The organism is Pseudorhizobium banfieldiae, assembly GCF_000967425.1.
In the GTDB taxonomy this organism is placed as follows: domain Bacteria; phylum Pseudomonadota; class Alphaproteobacteria; order Rhizobiales; family Rhizobiaceae; genus Neorhizobium; species Neorhizobium banfieldiae.
Map to the genome: position 1 here is coordinate 2,047,101 of NZ_FO082820.1, position 18,076 is coordinate 2,065,176.

Genomic DNA, 18,076 nt, shown 5'->3' on the forward strand with positions numbered 1-18,076 from the left:
GAGTAACAGACTAGTCCCACCCTGCAGCGGGGCAAGTCAAGGCATTGCGAGCCCGCTCAGCCCTGCGCGTTCAGCGCGAAGATCTTGCCGGGATTGAAGATATTGTCCGGGTCAAGGCTCTTCTTGATCGAACGCATCAGATCAACGGCATCGCCAAGCTCCTGCTCCAGGAAGCTCATCTTCCCCTGGCCGATGCCGTGCTCGCCGGTGCATGTGCCGCCCATGGCGAGCGCCCGCGCGTTCAGACGCGCGACAAAGGCCTCGGCACGCGCGACGTCATCGGGGTCCTTGTCGTCGAACAGGATGAGCACATGGAAATTGCCGTCCCCGGCATGCCCGACGATCGGCGCGAGGAACCCGTGTTCGGCGATATCGGCCTGGGTCTCGACGACGCAATCGGCAAGCCGCGATATTGGGACGCAGACATCCGTCGAGAGGCCGTTGAGATGCGGAGCCAATGCCCGCGACGCCCAGTAGGCATTGTGCCGTGCCTTCCAGAGCCGATTGCGTTCCTCGGCGTCCTGGGTATAGCTGAAGCTGTCCCCGCCGAACTCGGCCGCGATCTCCGAAAACTGCGCCGACTGGAGCGCCACGGTTTCCTCCGTCCCGTGAAACTCCAGGAACAGTGTCGGCTTCTCCGCGTAGGAGAGGCCGGAATAGCTGTTGCAGGCGCGCATCTGCATCTCGTCGAGCAGTTCGATGCGAGCGACTGGGATTCCCATCTGGATCGTCATGATCACCGCATCGCAGGCCGCCTTGACCGACGGAAACGCGCAGACGCCACCACCGATCTTTTCGGGAATACCTTGCAGGCGGAGCGTGATGGACGTGATGACGCCGAGCGTGCCCTCGGAACCGACGAAGAGGCGGGTCAAGTCGTAACCGGCAGACGACTTTCGAGCGCGCTGCGCTGTGCGAATTTCCTCTCCATTCGCCGTGACCACCGTCAGCGACAGGACGTTGTCCTTCATCGTGCCGTAGCGGACGGCATTGGTGCCGGAGGCACGCGTTGCCGTCATCCCGCCGATCGAGGCATTGGCGCCCGGATCGATCGGGAAGAACAGACCAGTGGCGCGGAGTTCTGTATTCAGTTGCTCGCGGGTGACACCCGGCTCGACCACCACGTCGAGATCCTCGGCATTAACCTCGAGAACCCTGTTCATGCGCGAGAAATCGATGGAGATCCCGCCGTTCGGCGCATTGATATGCCCTTCTAGGGAAGAGCCGGTGCCGAACGGGATCATTGGCACCCGATGGGCGGCGCAGACCCTGACGACGCTCTTCACATCATCTGCGCTTTCTACGAAGATGACGCCGTCCGGCAGCTGCGCGGGAAGGTAACTGGTGGTGTGGGCATGCTGGTCGCGGAACGCCTGGCCGGTCTGGAAGCGCTCTCCGAAGGACTGCTTGAGGATGCCGAGGACCTTGCCAATCCCCTCCTCGTTCCGGATGCCCGGTCTCACGTCCTTCAGCCCCATAGCAATATCTCCCGCAAATATGTCCAGTACCGGTTAGGGAACAGATGCGGGTTTGTCCAGAACGGCGAGGCGGCAGGCGGTTCGATGCGGCGTGACAATCCAGGCGCATCCGTCCGACGATCATTCCGCTGCAAGCAATGGACGATCACCATCCTCGTTGGCTTGCCGTTGGGTGGCATTCACCAGTTCCTGATGCAGCCGCCGCTCCTCATGGACGTGGGGCTTGGAGAAGCGCGCGATCAACAGATAGGCCACGGGCGTGATCAGCAGCGTGACGGACGTCGCGAGCGCGAGCCCGCCGACAATTACCCAGCCGAGTGCGATGCGCGCCTCTGCACCCGCCCCCTGGGCGAGGATCAACGGAACGCCGCCGATGATGGTGGCGATCATCGTCATCATCACGGGACGAAGACGGATGCTGCACGCCCGCTCGATCGCCTCGCGCACGCCTGCGCCCTGGTCGCGCAGCTGGTTGGCAAATTCGACGATTAGGATGCCGTTCTTGGCCATGACGCCGACGAGTAGAACAAGGCCGATCTGGCTGTAGACGTTCAGGCTGGTGCCCGTCAGGATCAGCGCGAACACGGCGCAGGCGAGCCCGAGCGGGACCGTCGACATGATGATAAGGGACGACAGGACGCTTTCAAACTGGGCTGCGAGCACCAGGAAGATGATCGCAATTGCAAAGCCGAAGGTCATCAGCATGCCGGAGGAGTTCTCCTCCAGCGTCGCTGCCTCGGCCAGCGGCATCAGCCGTGCACCGGCCGGCAGCAGCGGCTCGGCCATCTCCTCGACCGCCTGTACCGCATCGCCGAGCGTCACGCCGTCGCGCAGGTTGCCGGAAAAGGACACGGCCGCCAGTTGCTGTTCGCGGTTGAGCTCGGGGGCCACAGCGCCTTCCTGCAGGGTCGCGATCGTCGACATCGGCACGATCTTTCCGTCGGCCGCCTTGAGGAAGATGTTCTCGAGGTCCGTCGGGTCGTCGATCGGCTGCGTGTTGGAGGTGAGCTTGACCGGGAGCGCCTCGCCTTCGACGAAGACATCGACGATGGACCGGCCTTCGAGCAGTGCCTGCATGGCAGCCGAAAGTCCGGTGATGTCGATGCCAAGATCGGAGGCGCGCTCGCGGTCGATTGCCACCGAAAGCTGCGCCTGGGTTGGTTCGTTCGACAGCCGCGGCGTTTCGAACAGACCGCTGTCTTCCATCTTGTAGACGAGCTGGATGGCAGCCTGGGTCAGGCTGGCATGGTCGCTACCGACCATGGCCACCTGGAGACCGTTGCCGGCCCCGCGGATGCGCAGGCTGTTCGACTGGATGGCAAAGCCGCGAAGTGCCGGCACTGTCTGCGCCGCCGCGTTGATATCCTGGACGATCTGATCCTGGGTTCGCTCGCGCTCACCCCAGGGCGCCAGCGTCAGCACCATGAAGCCGCTGTTCGTGTTGCTGCCGAAGCCCGAGATGGAGAAGATGTTGGAGATTTCGCCGGACTCGCGAAGCGGCTGCAGGTTTTCCTCGACGCGCTGCATCTGGTCGCGCGTGTAGTCTAGGCTCACGCCTTCCGGGGCGGAAAGCCGCATCATCACCATCGACCGGTCTTCCCGCGGCGTCAGTTCGCTGCGAACGGAGCCGAAGGCCCCGTATGCCGCAACTGAGATCAGGACGGAGACGGCAATGACGACCAGCGGCGCATCGAGGCAGCGGCGCAGGATGCCGGCATAGAGGCCCGCGAACTTTTCGCCGATCCAGTACAGCGGGCCGCTCTCGCTTTCCCTGATCGGTTTCGACAGCATGCGCGAGGCCAGCATCGGACAAAGCGTCAGCGCCGTGACCGACGACAGCGCAACCGCAAAGGCAAGCACGAAGCCGAATTCACGGAACAGCCCGCCCATCTGGCCGGGTAGGAAGGAGAGCGGGATGAACACCGCGGCGAGGGTCGCCGTGGTCGCCATGACCGCGAAGAAGACCTGCTGCGTGCCAAGGACGGCGGCCGCCCTTGGTCCCATGCCTTCTGCACGCCGGCGCACGATATTCTCGAGAACCACGATGGCATCGTCGACGACGAGGCCGGTGGCGAGCACGATAGCGAGCAGCGTCAGGATGTTGATCGAGAAGCCGACGAGATAGATGGCGACGAGGGTACCGATCAGCGCCACCGGCATGGTGACGGCGGGGATGAGGGTGGCCCGCCAGTCCCTCAGAAAGAGAAAGATGACGATCAGCACCACCGTGGCGGAGAGGCCGAGCGCGATCTCCACCTCGTGCAGCGCGCCCTCGATGAAGACGGCGTCGTCGCTGGTGATGGCAATGCGCGTACCCTCAGGCAAGTTCTCCTGCAGTTCCGTCACCGCTGCCTTGACGCCGTCGGAAATACTCAGCGTGTTCGACTGCGCCTGGCGGATGATCCCGAGGCCGACCCCCTGGACACCATTGGCGCGCAGCACGGTCGAGCCGTCATCGGGACCGAGCGTCACCGTCGCGACGTCGCGCAGCCGGATATTGTCCTTGATGAGGACGCTCTCGAAATCTTCGGGCGTCGTCAGGTTTGCCGTGGCTCGCACGACGATGTTCTGCCGGTTGCTCTCCAGCGAGCCTGCCGGGACGTCGAGGGCAGCGGTCGAAAGTGCTGTCGAGATGTCGCCGACCGTCAGACCACGACCGGCAAGGGCCGCCTGATTGATGTCGACGCGGAAGATCTTTTCCTGATCGCCATAGAGCTCGACGTCGGCAACGCCATCGACGGAAGCCAGCCTGTCGGTGACCTCGTTGTCGACGAGCAGCGTCAGGTCTTCCATGGACAGGGTGCTGGAGGTGACGGCAATCCGCATGATCGCCTGGGAGTCCGAATCCGCCTTGATGATGCGCGGTTCGTCGGCATCGTCCGGCAGCTGGTTCGTGATGCGGCCGAGCGCATCGCGCACGTCGTTCGCTGCCACGGCAAGGTCGGCAGTATCGGAGAACTCCATCGTGACCCGGCTGGAGCCGAACTGTGATTCCGACGAGATAGATTTGAGCCCGCTGACGCGCGCCACCGCCCCCTCGATGACCTGCGTCAATTCCTGGTCGATCGTCTGGGGCGAGGCCCCGTCATAGGACGTCCGCACGGTAATAACCGGTTGATCGACATCCGGAAGCTCACGCACCTCGACCCCGAAAAGGGCCGCAAGACCTGCGACGACAAGGAGCGTGTTGAGAACGGCGGCGAGGATCGGCCGGCGGACGAAGAGCGCCGTGAAGCTCTGGCCGGGGTCCTGCTGCGAGGGCGTCTGGCTGTCGTGGGATGTCATTGGCTCGCCACCTCCGCAGTCTCCGACGCCCCGGCAATACGGACGTCGGCACCTTCACGGACCCGTTGCAGGCCTTCGACCACCACGGCATCGTCGGCCTTCAGCTCGGCATCCACCAGCACGACATCGGGGTTGCGCTGGATGATCCGCACGCGCGTCTTCACCGACTTGCCATCGACGACCTGCCAGACATAGGAGCCTTCCGCATCCCACTGTACTGCCAGCGGATCTACGGCCGGGAAGGTATCGCCGGAAAAGCGCATGCCGACGCTGAAGGCCATGCCGGCGCGTAGCTTGTCCTCCGGGTTGTCAATGCGGGCGCGGATGCGCAGCGTCCGGCTTGCCGGATCCACACGGTTGTCGATCGCATGGACGACGCCGGTGAAGGCGTCGCCAGGGCGGGCAATGGACGTCGCCTCGACCGGATGACCGACGGAGATGGCGGTCGCGAAGCGTTCCGGCGCCCAGAAGTCCACCAGCAGCGACGAGCGGTCATCGATCGTGACAACGGCGGTCTGGGTGGTGACATTGTCGCCGACATTGGCCGGCACGATGCCTGCCACGCCATCGATCGGCGAGACGATTTCGCGGCGTTTCAGGTTGAGTTCGGCAGTCGAGACTTCGAGCTTCGCCGTCTCCTCGGCGATCTGCGCATCGAGCACGTCGAGCCGCGACACGGAACGCAGGTTGCTGAGCGACTGGGAGCGCTCGGTCGCGCTACGAAGCGCAACCTGCGCCCGGTCACGCGCAATCACCTGCTCGTCGTCGTCGAGGCGGGCCAGCACCTGGCCCTTCGTGACCTTGTCGCCCGCCGACACGAGAATTTCCTCGATGGTGCCGGACGCCTGGGGCATGACGACAACGGACTGGATCGCCTCTCCGCTGCCGATCGCCGCCAGCCGGTCGTTGACCGTTCCGGTTGCCACGGCCTCCGTCACGACCACGGTCGCGCGTCCGCCGGGGCCCCTGCCCGGCCCGCCATTCCTGCCCGCGCCGGGAGCCTCCGCGTTCTGAGCCGCCTGCGGCCGGATCGCCGCGACGATCGGCTCGGGCACGCCCATCCTCGCCAGCGTGTCGCCGGCTCCGGGCACCATGAATACCCAGAGACAGAGGGCGACGACGACCACAACGATACTGAGGAGCAGTTGCTTCCAGATGCGCATTAAGATCTCCGGCGGGAGTAGTTCGGATCGAATAGCGGCAATATCTATGCCGGCGACTATACATGCAATTCGCGATCGGCATCCTTACGGATTTGTAACATCGTGGGATTTCACGCAGATGTCAGATCGCGCGTCTGATGCATGCGCTGTACATCCTTGCCCCTCCCCCGCATTTCGCCGGCCATACCTTGATTTTGCCATCGGCTGGTGAAAGGACAGGAATGAAACCAGAACATCTTTTCTGGCCTTTCAGGTCCGAATCACTACATTGACCCGCATGAGTAACGTTTTCGACGACATTCCGTTCTTCGACGAGGAACCGGAACCCCGCCGTCCTTCGCAACCGGCGCCACCACCGGCCGCCGCGGGACAGGGATCCGGGCTCGGCATTGCCGCCCGCGCCATGGCCGCGCGCGACCAGAACCGTGCAATGCCCGACTATCTCTCCGGCCTCAATCCCGAGCAGCGAGAAGCCGTTGAGACGCTGGCCGGCCCGGTGCTGGTGCTGGCCGGCGCTGGCACGGGCAAGACGCGCGTGCTGACGACCCGCATCGCCCACATCCTTGCGACGGGCAAGGCTTTCCCGTCGCAGATCCTCGCCGTCACCTTCACCAACAAGGCGGCGCGCGAGATGAAGGAGCGCATCGGCGTGCTCGTCGGTGGCGCGGTTGAAGGCATGCCCTGGCTCGGCACCTTCCACTCGATCGGCGTGAAGCTCCTGCGCCGCCATGCGGAGCTCGCGGGGCTGCGTTCCGACTTCACCATTCTCGACACCGACGACGTGATCCGGCTGATCAAGCAGCTGATCCAGGCGGAGGGGCTGGACGACAAGCGCTGGCCGGCCCGCCAGTTCGCCGGCATGATCGACAACTGGAAGAACAAGGGCCTGACGCCGAAGGACATACCCGAGGGCGACGCGCGCGCCTTCGCCAACGGCAAGGGCCGCGAGCTCTACCGCGCCTACCAGGACCGGCTGAAGACGCTGAACGCCTGCGACTTCGGCGACCTGCTGCTCCATCCGATCGCGATCTTCCGCGACCACCCGGATATCCTCAAGGAGTATCACGGCAAATTCCGCTACATCCTGGTGGACGAGTACCAGGACACCAACACTGCCCAGTACATGTGGCTGCGGCTGCTCGCCCAGCGGCCGAAGGGCGTGCCGCAGAACGTCTGCTGCGTCGGCGACGACGACCAGTCGATCTATGGCTGGCGCGGTGCGGAGGTCGACAACATCCTGCGCTTCGAGAAGGATTTTCTGGGCGCCAGGGTGATCAAGCTGGAGCGCAATTACCGCTCCACCGAACACATTCTCGGCGCCGCCGGCCACCTGATCGCCCACAATGAGGGTCGGCTCGGCAAGACGCTGTTCACCGACCGCAGCGACCCGGACGACGAGAAGGTGCAGGTACACGCAGCCTGGGATTCCGAAGAGGAAGCCCGCGCCGTGGGCGAGGAGATCGAGAGGCTGCAGCGCGGCGATGCCGACGGAAAACGGCATGCGCTGAACGACATGGCGATCCTCGTGCGCGCTTCCTTCCAGATGCGCGAGTTCGAAGACCGCTTCGTCACCCTCGGCCTCAACTACCGCGTCATCGGCGGCCCGCGCTTCTACGAGCGGCTCGAGATCCGCGACGCGATGGCCTATTTCCGCCTTACCTGCCAGCCGGCCGACGACCTTGCCTTCGAGCGGATCGTCAATACGCCGAAGCGCGGGCTGGGCGACACGACGGTGCGCACGCTCCACGACTATGCCCGTGCCCGCGACATCCCGATGCTGGCTGCCGCGAGCGAAATCATCGAGACGGACGAGCTGAAACCGAAGGCGCGCAAGGCGCTCTTCGACGTGATTCAAAGCTTCAGGAACTGGCAGGAACGGCTTGAGAAGATTCCGCATATCGAGCTTGCCGAGCAGATCCTCGAAGAGTCCGGCTATACCGACATGTGGAAGAACGACAAGTCGGCTGAAGCGCCTGGACGGCTGGAAAACCTCAAGGAACTGATCCGCTCCATGGAGCAATTCGAGTCCATGCGGGGCTTCCTCGAGCATGTCTCGCTGGTCATGGATGCCGAGCAGAACGAGGATCTCGACGCCGTCTCGATCATGACGCTGCACTCCGCCAAGGGGCTGGAATTCGACACCGTCTTCCTGCCCGGCTGGGAGGAAGGTCTCTTTCCGCACCAGCGGGCGCTCGACGAGGGCGGCCGCTCTGGGCTGGAGGAGGAACGCCGCCTCGCCTATGTCGGCATCACCCGCGCCAAGCGGCGCTGCCACATCTGGTTCGTCTCCAACCGGCGCATCCACGGGCTGTGGCAGTCCACCATGCCCTCGCGCTTCCTCGACGAACTGCCGGCGCATCACGTCGATGTCGCGGCGTCGGACAGCAACTATGGCGGCTATGGCGGGCGCGGCGGCTATGGCCAGTCGCGCTTCGACAAGGCCGACCCCTTCGCCAACACCTATTCCACTCCCGGCTGGAAGCGTGCCCAGGCCAACCAGACGAACGCCACCCGCGACAACTGGGGTACCCGCTCCGGCCACGCGGTGGAACGCATCGGCTACGGCGAAAGCGGCCCGCGCACCCGTACCATCGAGGGCGAACTGGTGGCGAAATCCGTCGCCGACACGCCCTCGCAATTCACCGTCGGCGACCGCGTCTTCCACATCAAGTTCGGCAACGGCAACATCGCTTCGATCGAAGGCAACAAGCTGACCATCGACTTCGACAAGGCCGGCCAGAAGCGGGTGCTGGAAGGGTTTGTGGAGCGGGTGTGAGACAAGGACTATCAGACCTCTCCGATCAGCATAGTCGCTTCGACCGTAGCGGGTACTTCAGGAAACGAAAGTAGACCGGCAGCCTTAAGGAGGGAGACCCTGCATAGAGCGGCAAAGTCAGCGTCTCCTGTATCCGCAACATACTTCGCGACGCGAAACAAATCCGCTGTTGCGACCAATCCGGTTCCGGAAGTCGTAGCAGAAGCGATGCACTTCGCAGTGAACTGCACATCCCTCTCCGTCGGTATCTGAAGCCTGAAGCCATTGCCAAACAATATAGGCTTAGCCGGAGTAGTGACCTCTTCACGAGCGAAATCCTCGTGAATGTTCATCGAAAGCTGCCGCAGTTTCTCGATGTTGATAGGTTTATTATCTTTCCCCTCGGCCTCACCCAGAAGGCGTCCTTCCGGGCTCCGAAAGACAACGTCGAACTCCGAATTCGAGTCCTTGTACGTTTCTGCCTCGAAACCCAGTGTAATCAATGCGCGGATGATAGCTTTCTCGAGAGGGAGACCTTTCTCATAGAGCAGTGCTCGCATTGAACCCGCTTGTAGTAGAGCATCGGCTACCTCTTCCTTGCGCTTCTGAGCCTCGATCAGTCTTTGCTCCGCCTCAAGAAGGGTCGCCCTGAGCGCACCTTCTTCCTCTAGCGAATATGCATCTTGTTGGCTCCACTGGGGTGCCGGCGTCAATTCGTTGTCGGCTCGTAAAGCGGCATCAAGAGCCAGCCAAGAATGGACTATTTTACCTGCGAAAGCTCCCGCTTCGTCATTGAATACACCATCCTCAAAAAAATTCTCGGAATAAAAATCCAGCATTGGCAAAGCAACGAAGTTACCGCCTGCGGCCGTCCTGTAAATTCCCCCTACTATTTGATCCCCTGCCTTAGTTAAGATGGCACTTGACGGTTTGCTCCCGTTCAATGTCACTTCGAACCGCGAACCTCCACCGAACTCCGCCCAGTAGGATGCGAGCGTATTTGCCTGCAGCGATAGTTTAATCGCGCTGCCGGAGGCATTTATCGGCATTAAGGAGAAGGGCAAGCATTCATAGTTTGAGTAGGCGGAGACCAGTCGGGTCGTCTTTCGATTCCTTCCTGTGCCAGAGTAGCTGCGATCCCCCGTGTCGACGAATATTTCCTTTAGCTCTTCAAGATAACAAATCACCGTTCGTCCGGCGTCCAACGCAAGCTTTATTTCCCGTCTCCAATGCTCGCATCGCTCCCTCAACCTAAAGCTTTCGCCCTCATCTAGACAGACTTTTCCTTGGTAGCTGTCATGATAACTGACCATGTCCGATATATGGGGCAGAAAAACCGCTATATCCCAGTCGAGAAGCGTTCGCTTAGAGTTGAATGGGATCTGATCGACTGTATCGCAGTGCAGTTGTACGCCGATTGCAACAATCCTTCGTGGCGCCACCGATGTTTCCTCCAGCTAGGACTCAAACAACGTCCACAGCTTATGCTCCTAGTCAAGAATACCGAAGTTCGCCTTCATTCAACCAACTGCTTTTCTTTCAGAGCTGCCTCACCTGCACCAGAGACGAGTCAGCCTACTTGGGTCCCCCCGTTCAAGTAAGCCTTGTCCAACTCCGCGACTGGTGGCTTCCTTCAAGCCACTCACCGACACCACCCCCTACCCCTCCAGAAACCCCACCACCTGCGTCACCCTTCCCGCCGCGTCCAGCCGCGCCACATCCATGCCGCGCGCGACGGCCTCGCCGCTGGGCGAGACGAGGGTCCAGGAAAAGCGGGTGAAGGGGCCGTGGCCGTCGGGGGTGCCGGAAAGCTCGAAGCGGTGGCCGGGGAAGTGGCTGCGAGCGGCGGCGATCATGGCGGAGATGCCGGCGGGGCCTTCCCCCTGCATCAGCGGGTCGGCGTAGCGGGCGTCAGCGGCCCAGTCCCTGGTGAGCGCGGCAGTCCGGGCGGCGTCGTCCGCCTCGTTCCAGAGGGCGAGATAGGCGTTGGCGATGGCGAGATGATCGGTCATGGTCGTGCTCCTTTCGTTGATCACGGCCCGAACCTGACGGGGCAGAGGAGGCAGAACAATTACCTCCGAGGTAATCGTATTCCGCCGCTCCTCTGCTAGGGTTTGCCCATGACCCAGGCAGACACCCTCACCCAATCACCCTCGCCCCCGACCGGCGTCGGCACCGTGCTTCGCGAATGGCGCAGCCGCCGGCGCATGAGCCAGCTCGACCTTGCGCTCGACGCCGAAATATCAGCCCGGCACCTGAGCTTCGTCGAAAGCGGGCGATCCTCGCCAAGCCGTGACCTGCTGCTGAGGCTCGCCGAGCGGCTGTCGATGCCGCTGCGTGCTCAGAACCGCCTGCTGCTTTCGGCCGGCTATGCACCCGTTCATCCGGAAGCGGCCTTCGATGCGCCGGAGCTTACGGAGATACGGCAGACGGTGGAGACCATCCTGACGGGCCACATGCCCTTCCCCGCCATTGCCGTCGACGGGCGGTGGACCCTGCTGCAGGCGAACGCAGCCGCGACGGCACTGTTCGAAGGCATTGATCCCATAGTGCTGGCGCCGCCGCTCAACGTGCTGCGGCTCAGCCTCCATCCGCAGGGACTGGCGCCCCGGATCGCAAACCTCGGCGAATGGAGGCACCACGTGCTGGAGCGATCGCGGGTGCAGATGGAGGGCTCGGGCGATCCCTTCCTGGCAGAATTGCATACGGAGCTTTCCGCCTATCCGGCGCCGCCGGCACCGAAGGAGAATCGGACCCACCCGCTGCTTGCCGTGCCGCTCGAACTGCGCATGCCGGGAAACGACCGGGTGCTTCGCTTCATATCGACCACCACCGTCTTCAGCACCGCAACCAGTGTCACCCTCTCCGAACTGGCGCTGGAATGCTTTTACCCCGCAGACGCCGAGACCCGGGCAGGCCTGATGAAAAGCCAAGAAAGGAGCGTGTCATGAGCGTCACCTACCTGATCGAGTTCGACGTCATGCCCACGGAGCGCGAGCGCTTCCTGAGGCTGCTGAACGGAGTGCTGGACGCCATGCGCCACGAGGCAATGTTCGTGTACGCGGCCCTGCATGCCGACCCGGAGAACGACACCCGTTTCCTGCTGCACGAGACATGGCAAAGCCATGAGGACGTGCTGACGGTGCAACTTGCCCGCCCCTATCGCGAGGAATGGCATGCAGCGCTGCCGGACCTCTTGGCAGCCGAGCGGAAGATCTCCATCTGGCAGCCGCTGCGCAGCGACCTGTCAGTGTGATCCACGCGACTCTGCTCGGCGACCCGTTGCGCTGGATCGGAACGGCGGCTAGGTCTCGTAAAGCATACGAGGAGGGCCTGGCATGTTTCTTACCAATCACGACGTCGTCGAACTCACCGCCTGGCGGCGAAAGCTGCATGCCATGCCGGAAGTCTCCGGCGACGAAGTGGCGACGGCGGCCGAGGTGCAGGCCTTCCTCGCCGAGACGGCCCCGGACAAGGTGATCTCCGGACTGGGCGGCACGGGCGTCGCGGCGGTCTTCGAGGGCGACGAAGCCGGACCGACCGTGCTCTTTCGCTGCGAACTCGACGCCCTGCCCATCGAGGAGATCTCGGACCTGCCGCACCGCTCGCGCCTGCCCGGCAAAGGCCATATGTGCGGCCATGACGGGCACACGGCGACGGTTGCGGCACTTGCGCGGGGATTTGCAAAGCAGCGCCCCCAGCGCGGCCGCGTCGTGCTGATGTTCCAGCCGGCCGAAGAAACCGGCGCCGGTGCCGCGGCGGTGATTGCTGACGAGCGATTCGCGGAAATCCGGCCTGATTACTCTTTCTCGCTGCACAACCTGCCGGGGCTGCCGCTCGGCCATGTCTGGCTGAAGGAAGGCATCGCCAACTGCGCCTCGCGCGGGTTGAAGATCATGCTGACAGGCAAGACGGCGCATGCCTCCGCACCGGAAACGGGCAGATCGCCGATGCGGGCGATCGCGTCACTGATCTCGGCGTTGACGGATCTAAGCGGCGGTTCGGTCGCCGGTGGCGACTTCGTCCTTGCCACGGTGGGACATGTGCATCTGGGAGAACCGGCCTTCGGCATTGCGCCAGCCTATGCGGAACTCTGGGTAACGCTACGCACAACCACGAACGACCAGATGCAGGCACTGGTGGATGCGGCAGAAGGACTGGCGCGGGAGGCGGCGGAGAGGGACGGGTTGGCGCTCGAGACAAGCTACCACGAGATCTTCAGCCACTGCGACAACCAGCCGGAGGCGGTAACGATCCTGAGGGCGTCTCTCGATGCGGAAGGTGTCACCCATGAGCCGGGCGAGGCGCTGCGGGCCTCCGAAGATTTCGGCCTGTTCGGCACTGTTTCGAGGTCGGCGATGTTCTATCTCGGCGCCGGCGAGAAGCACCCTGCCCTGCACAATCCGGACTATGACTACCCGGACGACCTCATCCCGCTCGGCGCCCGCATCTTCATGCGCACGGCCAGGGACTTGCTCGGTTAGGCGTCGTTACCACCGAAGAGCTTGACCAGCAGGTTCTGGTTCTTGCCTGGCAGGCGGCCGTTATATTGGGGCACGATGACCATGTGGGTGATCTCGCCGCGACGGAAGGCCGCCAGGAACTTGTCGTAGTGCTTGAAGGCGACGCAGCCATGCGAATCCCCTGGAGCGGAGCGCAGCAGGTAGGTGTGCGCCAGGAGCCCGGTACGGTTCTGCGGGTGCTTGCCGTCCACGGAAGTCAGGCGGATCGCCGCGACGCCATGGAAGGGCTTCTCGCGCATGGAGAGCTTGTAGGTACCGGGCGGCGTCGGGCCCTTCATCTTCACATGGGTGTATTTCGGGTTGTCGCGCATCTTGCCGATGCCGGAATGCGCTTCCAGCTTGGTGCCGTTCGGCATGTGCACCACCCCATTGGTGATGTCGTAGATCGCCACCTTCTTCGTGCCCGGATCGGGGATCGGCGTCACCTTGGGCAGCGACTTCATCGGGTTTTCGGGCTTCGCATAGGCCAGCACGGTGGAAGCCGGCTCGCCAGCGTCCTCGGCGGGAGCCCGGCCCGGCTTCGCGAGCTTCGCCGCAGCCAGCGCTTCGAGCGCCTTGGCGGCCGTCTCGGGACGCGAGGTCGGTAGCGGCCCCTGCATCGGCAGCGTGTCATCCATGAGGGCGGCCAGTTCGGTGGCGCGTCCCGCCTCTTCCGCCTCGATCGCCGCGGTCTCGACGGCGCTTTCGTCGGAGAGACTCTCATCTTCCGTTACGTCGGAGGGAATGGACGCGGTGACGATTGCCGCATCGGACATCTCGACACGCGGCGCGAGCGCAACCATCTGGTTCATCGCCTCGTCCAGCATCTCCTTGACGATCTCTGTCTCCGGCCGGATCGCCGCGAGCTCCTGGAACTTGGCGTCCTCTGCGGCCGATGCGAAGGCGGCGCCGAGCGTCCCGACAACCGCGTTGCTCGCAGGACGCTGCGAGAGCACGGCGGCAAGTTGCGCGCCCTCAAGCCGAGACGCCTTGGGCGCCGCAGGCTGTCGGTAGAGGCGCTCGAACTTGCTGATCCTCAGCGCAGCGCGCTCCACCTGTTCCACCTCGTCGGCGACAACGGGTTTCCGCGACAGGGCGAGAGAGAACTCAGGCTTTGCGGGCGCGGAGAAAGAGGGTGCGAAGCTACTGACGGTGGTGGTCGCGGCGAACATCCAGACGCCGCCCAGCGCCGCGGTGGCAAGAGCCATCCGGCCTGCAAAGGCAATGCGCGAAAGGCGCCGAGGGCGCTTTGAAACCGGTGTGGAGGGAGTTGCGGTGCCGAATGCCTCGATCTCTAGCGCCATGATACTCGTTACCCGATCATTCTGCCAAAGCCGCAACTGCGACCATGTCCATCTGCATTGAACGGCGGCCCGAAGCCGTCATGCCGTCCGGCGACTGGATTAGAGAATGACGATATATGGTAACCAATGTCTTTACGCCCCGCCCCAATTTGATGCTTTCGCCACTAGGGGGCAAACCTGCCGGAAATTTAGCAGGAATGCGGCGATCCGGTGGCAGGCGCTGGAAAAGCGGCATTTACGCACCACATGGCCTGTACCAATCAGCGGTGCGGACCGATGCATTGGGTCAGCCGTCGATGCGGCGGACGGTGGCACGTTCCATGAAGAACCAGGGACGCAACTTGACGCCCAGCACATTGCCGGCGAAGGCCGCGACCGCCCAGAGGTAGCCGTGCAGGCTGCCGGACGCGATGCCGGAGAAGTAGGCGCCGATATTGCAGCCATAGGCGATGCGGGCGCCGTAGCCGAGCAGAAGCCCTCCGACGACCGCCGCCAGAACCGAGCGCAGCGGTATCCTGAAGTTCGGCGCGAAACGACCGGCAAGTGCTGCCGCGAGCATCGCGCCGGCGATCAGGCCGAAGTCCATGACCGAGGTTACATCGGCAAAGACGCTCTCGGAGAGAGCCTTGGCATTGGCCGGTGCCTGCCAATATCCCCAGAAGGCCGGCTCGATGCCGATCAGCTGCACGCCCTTGGCACCCCACAGCGCAAAGGCCGAGGTGATGCCCCAGGGACGACCGGCGAGCGCCAGGGTCGCGAAGTTCAGAATGGCGAGTGCAATGGCACCGGCAACCAGCGGCCAAGGTCCGCGCAGGTAGCGGGCGAACCCTTCGCGCGCCGCTGCTTCAGGCTTTTCCAGCCCGCCGTGGCGCTTCTTCTCGACCGCGACCGTCAGGGCAGCGATGGCGCCAAAGATCGCCAGCGAGAGGAGGATACCCGGCACCGGACCGAGGCTCACCAACGTCGTCGGCGGCAGCGAGGGCAGGCTCGTCCACCACTCGAAGTGGATGGTCGCCAGCAGCGAGCCGACGATGAAGAAGAACAGCGTGACAAGCATCCGCGCATTGCCGCCGCCGGCGGTGAACAGCGTACCCGAGGCGCAACCGCCACCGAGTTGCATGCCCACGCCGAACATGAAGGCGCCGATGATGACCCCGGTTCCCGCAGGCGATACGAAGCCCCGAACCTCGTTTCCGAACAGCGTGCCGGACGCCAGGAAGGGGAAGAAGAGAACGACGGTGAGCGCAAGGAGGATCATCTGCACGCGAAGACCCCGGCCCCTGCCTTCGGCGATGAAGACGCGCCAGGCGGAGGTAAAGCCGAAAGCGGCATGATAGAGCGTAATCCCGAGCGCGCCGCCGATCAGGAAGAGCGCTCCGTGGGCAGCACCGTAGGTGTAGCCCAGCGCGACCGTGCCGGCGACAAGCGCGACAAGGGCGGCAAGTCCCGGGACGCCGATCGGCGAAGCGGTATCGACATGGGGCGATAGAGATGAACTGGCAATGGACATGGCAACACTCCGGAATTTCCCAGAGTCTTAGCCCAGCCTGCCATTCCGAACGAGAAACCCTCTTCTGGCGGGCGCGCCGGCAGCGGATAATGTTTCCGCCGCCGGCATCCGACACGCAAAGCGCGTTCCGCGGTTCGCACGACCGGGTGGAAGGCGCCTTAGATTGCTGGTTTGCATGCTTACGCTCGACGGGCCATCCCGACTTTCGTTCGCCATGACGCCTTCGAGGGTTGTTCGACTGCCACTGCTCGGTATTTAATCGGCCAAGAACAGAGAAGGAGGAACCACGATGAAGGCCCTGCTGCTGGTGGATATCCAGAACGGCTTCTGCCCTGGCGGAAACCTCCCTGTCCCCGACGGCGAGAAAGTCGTGCCGGTGGCCAACCGCCTGATCGAGGAAGGCGGGTACGACGTCATCGTCGCCTCGCAGGACTGGCATCCTGAAGGCCACGGCAGCTTCGCTTCGCAACATCCCGGTAAGAAACCCTTCGAGATGGGCGAACTCTGCGGTAGACCGCAAATGCTGTGGCCCGACCACTGCGTCCAGGGCACCAGCGACGCGGAGTTCCATCCCGACCTCAAGATCGATGACATCGATTATATTCAGCAGAAGGGCGAAAACCCCGCGATCGACAGTTATTCCGCATTTCGCGACAACGACAAGGCGGCCGTCACCGGCCTTGCGGGCTATCTCCGCGCGCAGCAGATCAACGAACTCGACATCTGCGGCCTTGCCACGGATTACTGCGTCAAGTTCTCGGCACTCGATGCGGTCGAGATGCTGCCCGGCGTCCAGATATGCTTCATCGAGGATGCCAGCCGCGGAATCGATCCAAAGGGCGTGAAAGCCGCGATCGAGGAGATGCGGCAGAAGGGCGTCGGCGTCGTCAAGAGCCGCCAGATTCTCAAGGACTGACCACCACGGCGAGCACCAACTCTTCGCCGGGACTTCACCAGAATCGATCGATGCATCAGCGCTATTGAATTGCGCCGGGCATTCCCTCTCGCCTAAGGGAGTGGGAAGAAGGAATCCCCATGAACCGCAGTGATTTCAGAGAAGGCCTGCGGGGCGGCGTTATCGTTGCCCTGTCCTCGGCGCCCTTCGGTGCCCTGTTCGGGGCGGTCGCGGTCGACAACGGCCTGAGCTTCCTCGAGACCCTGCTGATGAGTGCCACCGTCTATGCCGGAGCCAGCCAGTTGGTGGGGATCGAGCTTTTCGGCCAGCGCGTCGAGCCGTGGCTGGTGGTACTGTCCGTCTTCGCCGTCAACTTTCGCCATATCCTGTATTCGGCGGCGATGGCGAAATATATCGGCCACTACTCCCTGCCCCAGAAGGCGCTCGCCTTCTTCATGCTGATCGATCCGGCCTTCGCCGAAGGTGTGCGGCGTGGCGAAAGCGGCCAGGGCGTAAGCTTCTCGTGGTACATCGGCTTCGGTGTTGTGGTCTATCTCAGCTGGAGCGTGGCCACCATGCTCGGTGCCTTCTTCGGACGCATGATCGGCGACCCGGCTTCGATCGGCATCGACATCCTGCTGCCGGTCTATTTCCTTGGCATGGTGCTCGCGTTCCGGCGCCGCCCCGGATTTGGACCCATCGTCCTGGCGAGCGCGCTTGGATCGGTCGCGGCCTATCATTTCGTCGGCTCTCCCTGGCATGTCAGCCTTGGCGCAGCCGCCGGCATCATTGTAGCGACCCTGCTACCGCTCCCCGCACCGGTTGCAGAAGCGGCGTCGCCAGAAGGTGGAGAGGCTTGACGATGGAAGGAACGCTCGACACCGGCACAGTGCTGCTGATCCTTAGCGCAGCCGTGGCGACCTATCTCACCCGCATCGGCGGCTACGTCCTGATCACGCGGATGAAGACGATTCCACCACGTATGGAAGCCGCCTTGAATGCGGTCCCTGCGGCCGTGCTGACGACGCTCGTCGCCCCCGCCTTCTTCTCCGGCGGCTGGGACGTGAAGATCGCCATGGTCGCAGCACTGCTCGTCGCGCTGGTCCGCCCCGGACTGCTGATGCTCGGCGTTGGTTGGGCGGCAGTCATGGTCTGCCGCCAGATCCTCGGCCTCTAGAAGCCGA

At 63.4% G+C, this 18,076-nt stretch carries 14 protein-coding genes; 7 read left to right on the plus strand and 7 right to left on the minus strand.

Annotated features, from left to right (window positions below):
- Nucleotides 1-56: 56 nt before the first annotated feature.
- From NT26_RS10125 to NT26_RS10135, 3 genes are all read right to left on the minus strand, one after another.
- On the minus strand, nucleotides 57-1,478 hold the full coding sequence (locus tag NT26_RS10125; protein WP_052638680.1) for an FAD-binding oxidoreductase: 1,422 nt from the start codon (nucleotides 1,476-1,478) through the stop codon (nucleotides 57-59).
- Between the two features lie 120 nt (nucleotides 1,479-1,598).
- Nucleotides 1,599-4,763 carry an efflux RND transporter permease subunit gene (locus tag NT26_RS10130; RefSeq protein ID WP_052638681.1) on the minus strand — a complete coding sequence of 1,055 codons (3,165 nt, stop codon included), beginning with the start codon at nucleotides 4,761-4,763 and terminating at the stop codon, nucleotides 1,599-1,601.
- A complete protein-coding gene (locus tag NT26_RS10135) occupies nucleotides 4,760-5,926 on the minus strand; it encodes an efflux RND transporter periplasmic adaptor subunit (protein WP_052638682.1) in 1,167 nt (388 codons plus the stop codon). The genes NT26_RS10130 and NT26_RS10135 overlap by 4 nt, the downstream gene beginning before the upstream one ends.
- A 277-nt stretch (nucleotides 5,927-6,203) precedes the next feature.
- On the opposite strand from NT26_RS10135, the gene NT26_RS10140 reads away from it, so the two are divergent.
- Complete coding sequence (locus NT26_RS10140) at nucleotides 6,204-8,702, plus strand: ATP-dependent helicase (protein ID WP_052638683.1); 2,499 nt, start codon at nucleotides 6,204-6,206, stop codon at nucleotides 8,700-8,702.
- Between the two features lie 11 nt (nucleotides 8,703-8,713).
- On the opposite strand, the gene NT26_RS10145 is transcribed toward NT26_RS10140, so the two are convergent.
- A complete protein-coding gene (locus NT26_RS10145; RefSeq protein ID WP_052638684.1) occupies nucleotides 8,714-10,123 on the minus strand; it encodes a hypothetical protein in 1,410 nt (469 codons plus the stop codon).
- 216 nt (nucleotides 10,124-10,339) lie between these two features.
- Nucleotides 10,340-10,693, minus strand: coding sequence for a nuclear transport factor 2 family protein (locus NT26_RS10150; RefSeq protein WP_052638685.1), 354 nt, complete (start codon nucleotides 10,691-10,693; stop codon nucleotides 10,340-10,342).
- A 108-nt stretch (nucleotides 10,694-10,801) separates the two neighbouring features.
- Here NT26_RS10150 and NT26_RS10155 point away from each other — a divergent pair, with 108 nt between their 5' ends.
- From NT26_RS10155 to NT26_RS10165, 3 genes are all read left to right on the plus strand, one after another.
- Nucleotides 10,802-11,632, plus strand: coding sequence for a helix-turn-helix domain-containing protein (locus NT26_RS10155; protein WP_052642036.1), 831 nt, complete (start codon nucleotides 10,802-10,804; stop codon nucleotides 11,630-11,632).
- Nucleotides 11,629-11,937, plus strand: coding sequence for a putative quinol monooxygenase (locus NT26_RS10160; protein ID WP_052638686.1), 309 nt, complete (start codon nucleotides 11,629-11,631; stop codon nucleotides 11,935-11,937). Before NT26_RS10155 ends, NT26_RS10160 begins: the two co-directional genes overlap by 4 nt.
- 82 nt (nucleotides 11,938-12,019) lie before the next feature.
- Nucleotides 12,020-13,165: an amidohydrolase gene (locus NT26_RS10165; protein WP_052638687.1), complete on the plus strand. Its 1,146-nt coding sequence runs from the start codon at nucleotides 12,020-12,022 to the stop codon at nucleotides 13,163-13,165.
- Here NT26_RS10165 and NT26_RS10170 read toward each other — a convergent pair.
- Together NT26_RS10170 and NT26_RS10175 are read right to left on the minus strand one after the other, a co-directional pair.
- Nucleotides 13,162-14,391 (minus strand): DUF2778 domain-containing protein, encoded by a 1,230-nt coding sequence (locus NT26_RS10170; protein ID WP_244467690.1) that lies wholly within the window; start codon nucleotides 14,389-14,391, stop codon nucleotides 13,162-13,164. The genes NT26_RS10165 and NT26_RS10170 overlap by 4 nt on opposite strands.
- Nucleotides 14,392-14,773: 382 nt before the next feature.
- Nucleotides 14,774-15,997: a YeeE/YedE family protein gene (locus NT26_RS10175; RefSeq protein WP_052638689.1), complete on the minus strand. Its 1,224-nt coding sequence runs from the start codon at nucleotides 15,995-15,997 to the stop codon at nucleotides 14,774-14,776.
- A gap of 289 nt (nucleotides 15,998-16,286) precedes the next feature.
- Between NT26_RS10175 and pncA the strand changes: the two genes are divergently transcribed.
- From pncA to NT26_RS10190, 3 genes are all read left to right on the plus strand, one after another.
- Nucleotides 16,287-16,913 (plus strand): bifunctional nicotinamidase/pyrazinamidase, encoded by a 627-nt coding sequence (gene pncA / locus NT26_RS10180; protein ID WP_052638690.1) that lies wholly within the window; start codon nucleotides 16,287-16,289, stop codon nucleotides 16,911-16,913.
- A 119-nt stretch (nucleotides 16,914-17,032) separates the two neighbouring features.
- Nucleotides 17,033-17,752 carry an AzlC family ABC transporter permease gene (locus tag NT26_RS10185; protein WP_052638691.1) on the plus strand — a complete coding sequence of 240 codons (720 nt, stop codon included), beginning with the start codon at nucleotides 17,033-17,035 and terminating at the stop codon, nucleotides 17,750-17,752.
- 2 nt (nucleotides 17,753-17,754) lie between these two features.
- Nucleotides 17,755-18,069, plus strand: a complete 315-nt coding sequence (locus tag NT26_RS10190; RefSeq protein ID WP_052638692.1) for an AzlD family protein — start codon at nucleotides 17,755-17,757, stop codon at nucleotides 18,067-18,069.
- The last annotated feature ends 7 nt before the right edge of the window (nucleotides 18,070-18,076 follow it).

Bases quoted from the DNA above. Each gene is read 5' to 3' on its own strand.
- NT26_RS10125 (WP_052638680.1), bottom strand. From the start codon at position 1,478: ATGGGGCTGAAGGACGTGAGACCGGGCATCCGGAACGAGGAGGGGATT.
- NT26_RS10130 (WP_052638681.1), bottom strand. From the start codon at position 4,763: ATGACATCCCACGACAGCCAGACGCCCTCGCAGCAGGACCCCGGCCAG.
- NT26_RS10135 (WP_052638682.1), bottom strand. From the start codon at position 5,926: ATGCGCATCTGGAAGCAACTGCTCCTCAGTATCGTTGTGGTCGTCGTC.
- NT26_RS10140 (WP_052638683.1), top strand. From the start codon at position 6,204: ATGAGTAACGTTTTCGACGACATTCCGTTCTTCGACGAGGAACCGGAA.
- NT26_RS10150 (WP_052638685.1), bottom strand. From the start codon at position 10,693: ATGACCGATCATCTCGCCATCGCCAACGCCTATCTCGCCCTCTGGAAC.
- NT26_RS10155 (WP_052642036.1), top strand. From the start codon at position 10,802: ATGACCCAGGCAGACACCCTCACCCAATCACCCTCGCCCCCGACCGGC.
- NT26_RS10160 (WP_052638686.1), top strand. From the start codon at position 11,629: ATGAGCGTCACCTACCTGATCGAGTTCGACGTCATGCCCACGGAGCGC.
- NT26_RS10165 (WP_052638687.1), top strand. From the start codon at position 12,020: ATGTTTCTTACCAATCACGACGTCGTCGAACTCACCGCCTGGCGGCGA.
- NT26_RS10170 (WP_244467690.1), bottom strand. From the start codon at position 14,391: ATGGCTCTTGCCACCGCGGCGCTGGGCGGCGTCTGGATGTTCGCCGCG.
- NT26_RS10175 (WP_052638689.1), bottom strand. From the start codon at position 15,997: ATGTCCATTGCCAGTTCATCTCTATCGCCCCATGTCGATACCGCTTCG.
- pncA (WP_052638690.1), top strand. From the start codon at position 16,287: ATGAAGGCCCTGCTGCTGGTGGATATCCAGAACGGCTTCTGCCCTGGC.
- NT26_RS10185 (WP_052638691.1), top strand. From the start codon at position 17,033: ATGAACCGCAGTGATTTCAGAGAAGGCCTGCGGGGCGGCGTTATCGTT.
- NT26_RS10190 (WP_052638692.1), top strand. From the start codon at position 17,755: ATGGAAGGAACGCTCGACACCGGCACAGTGCTGCTGATCCTTAGCGCA.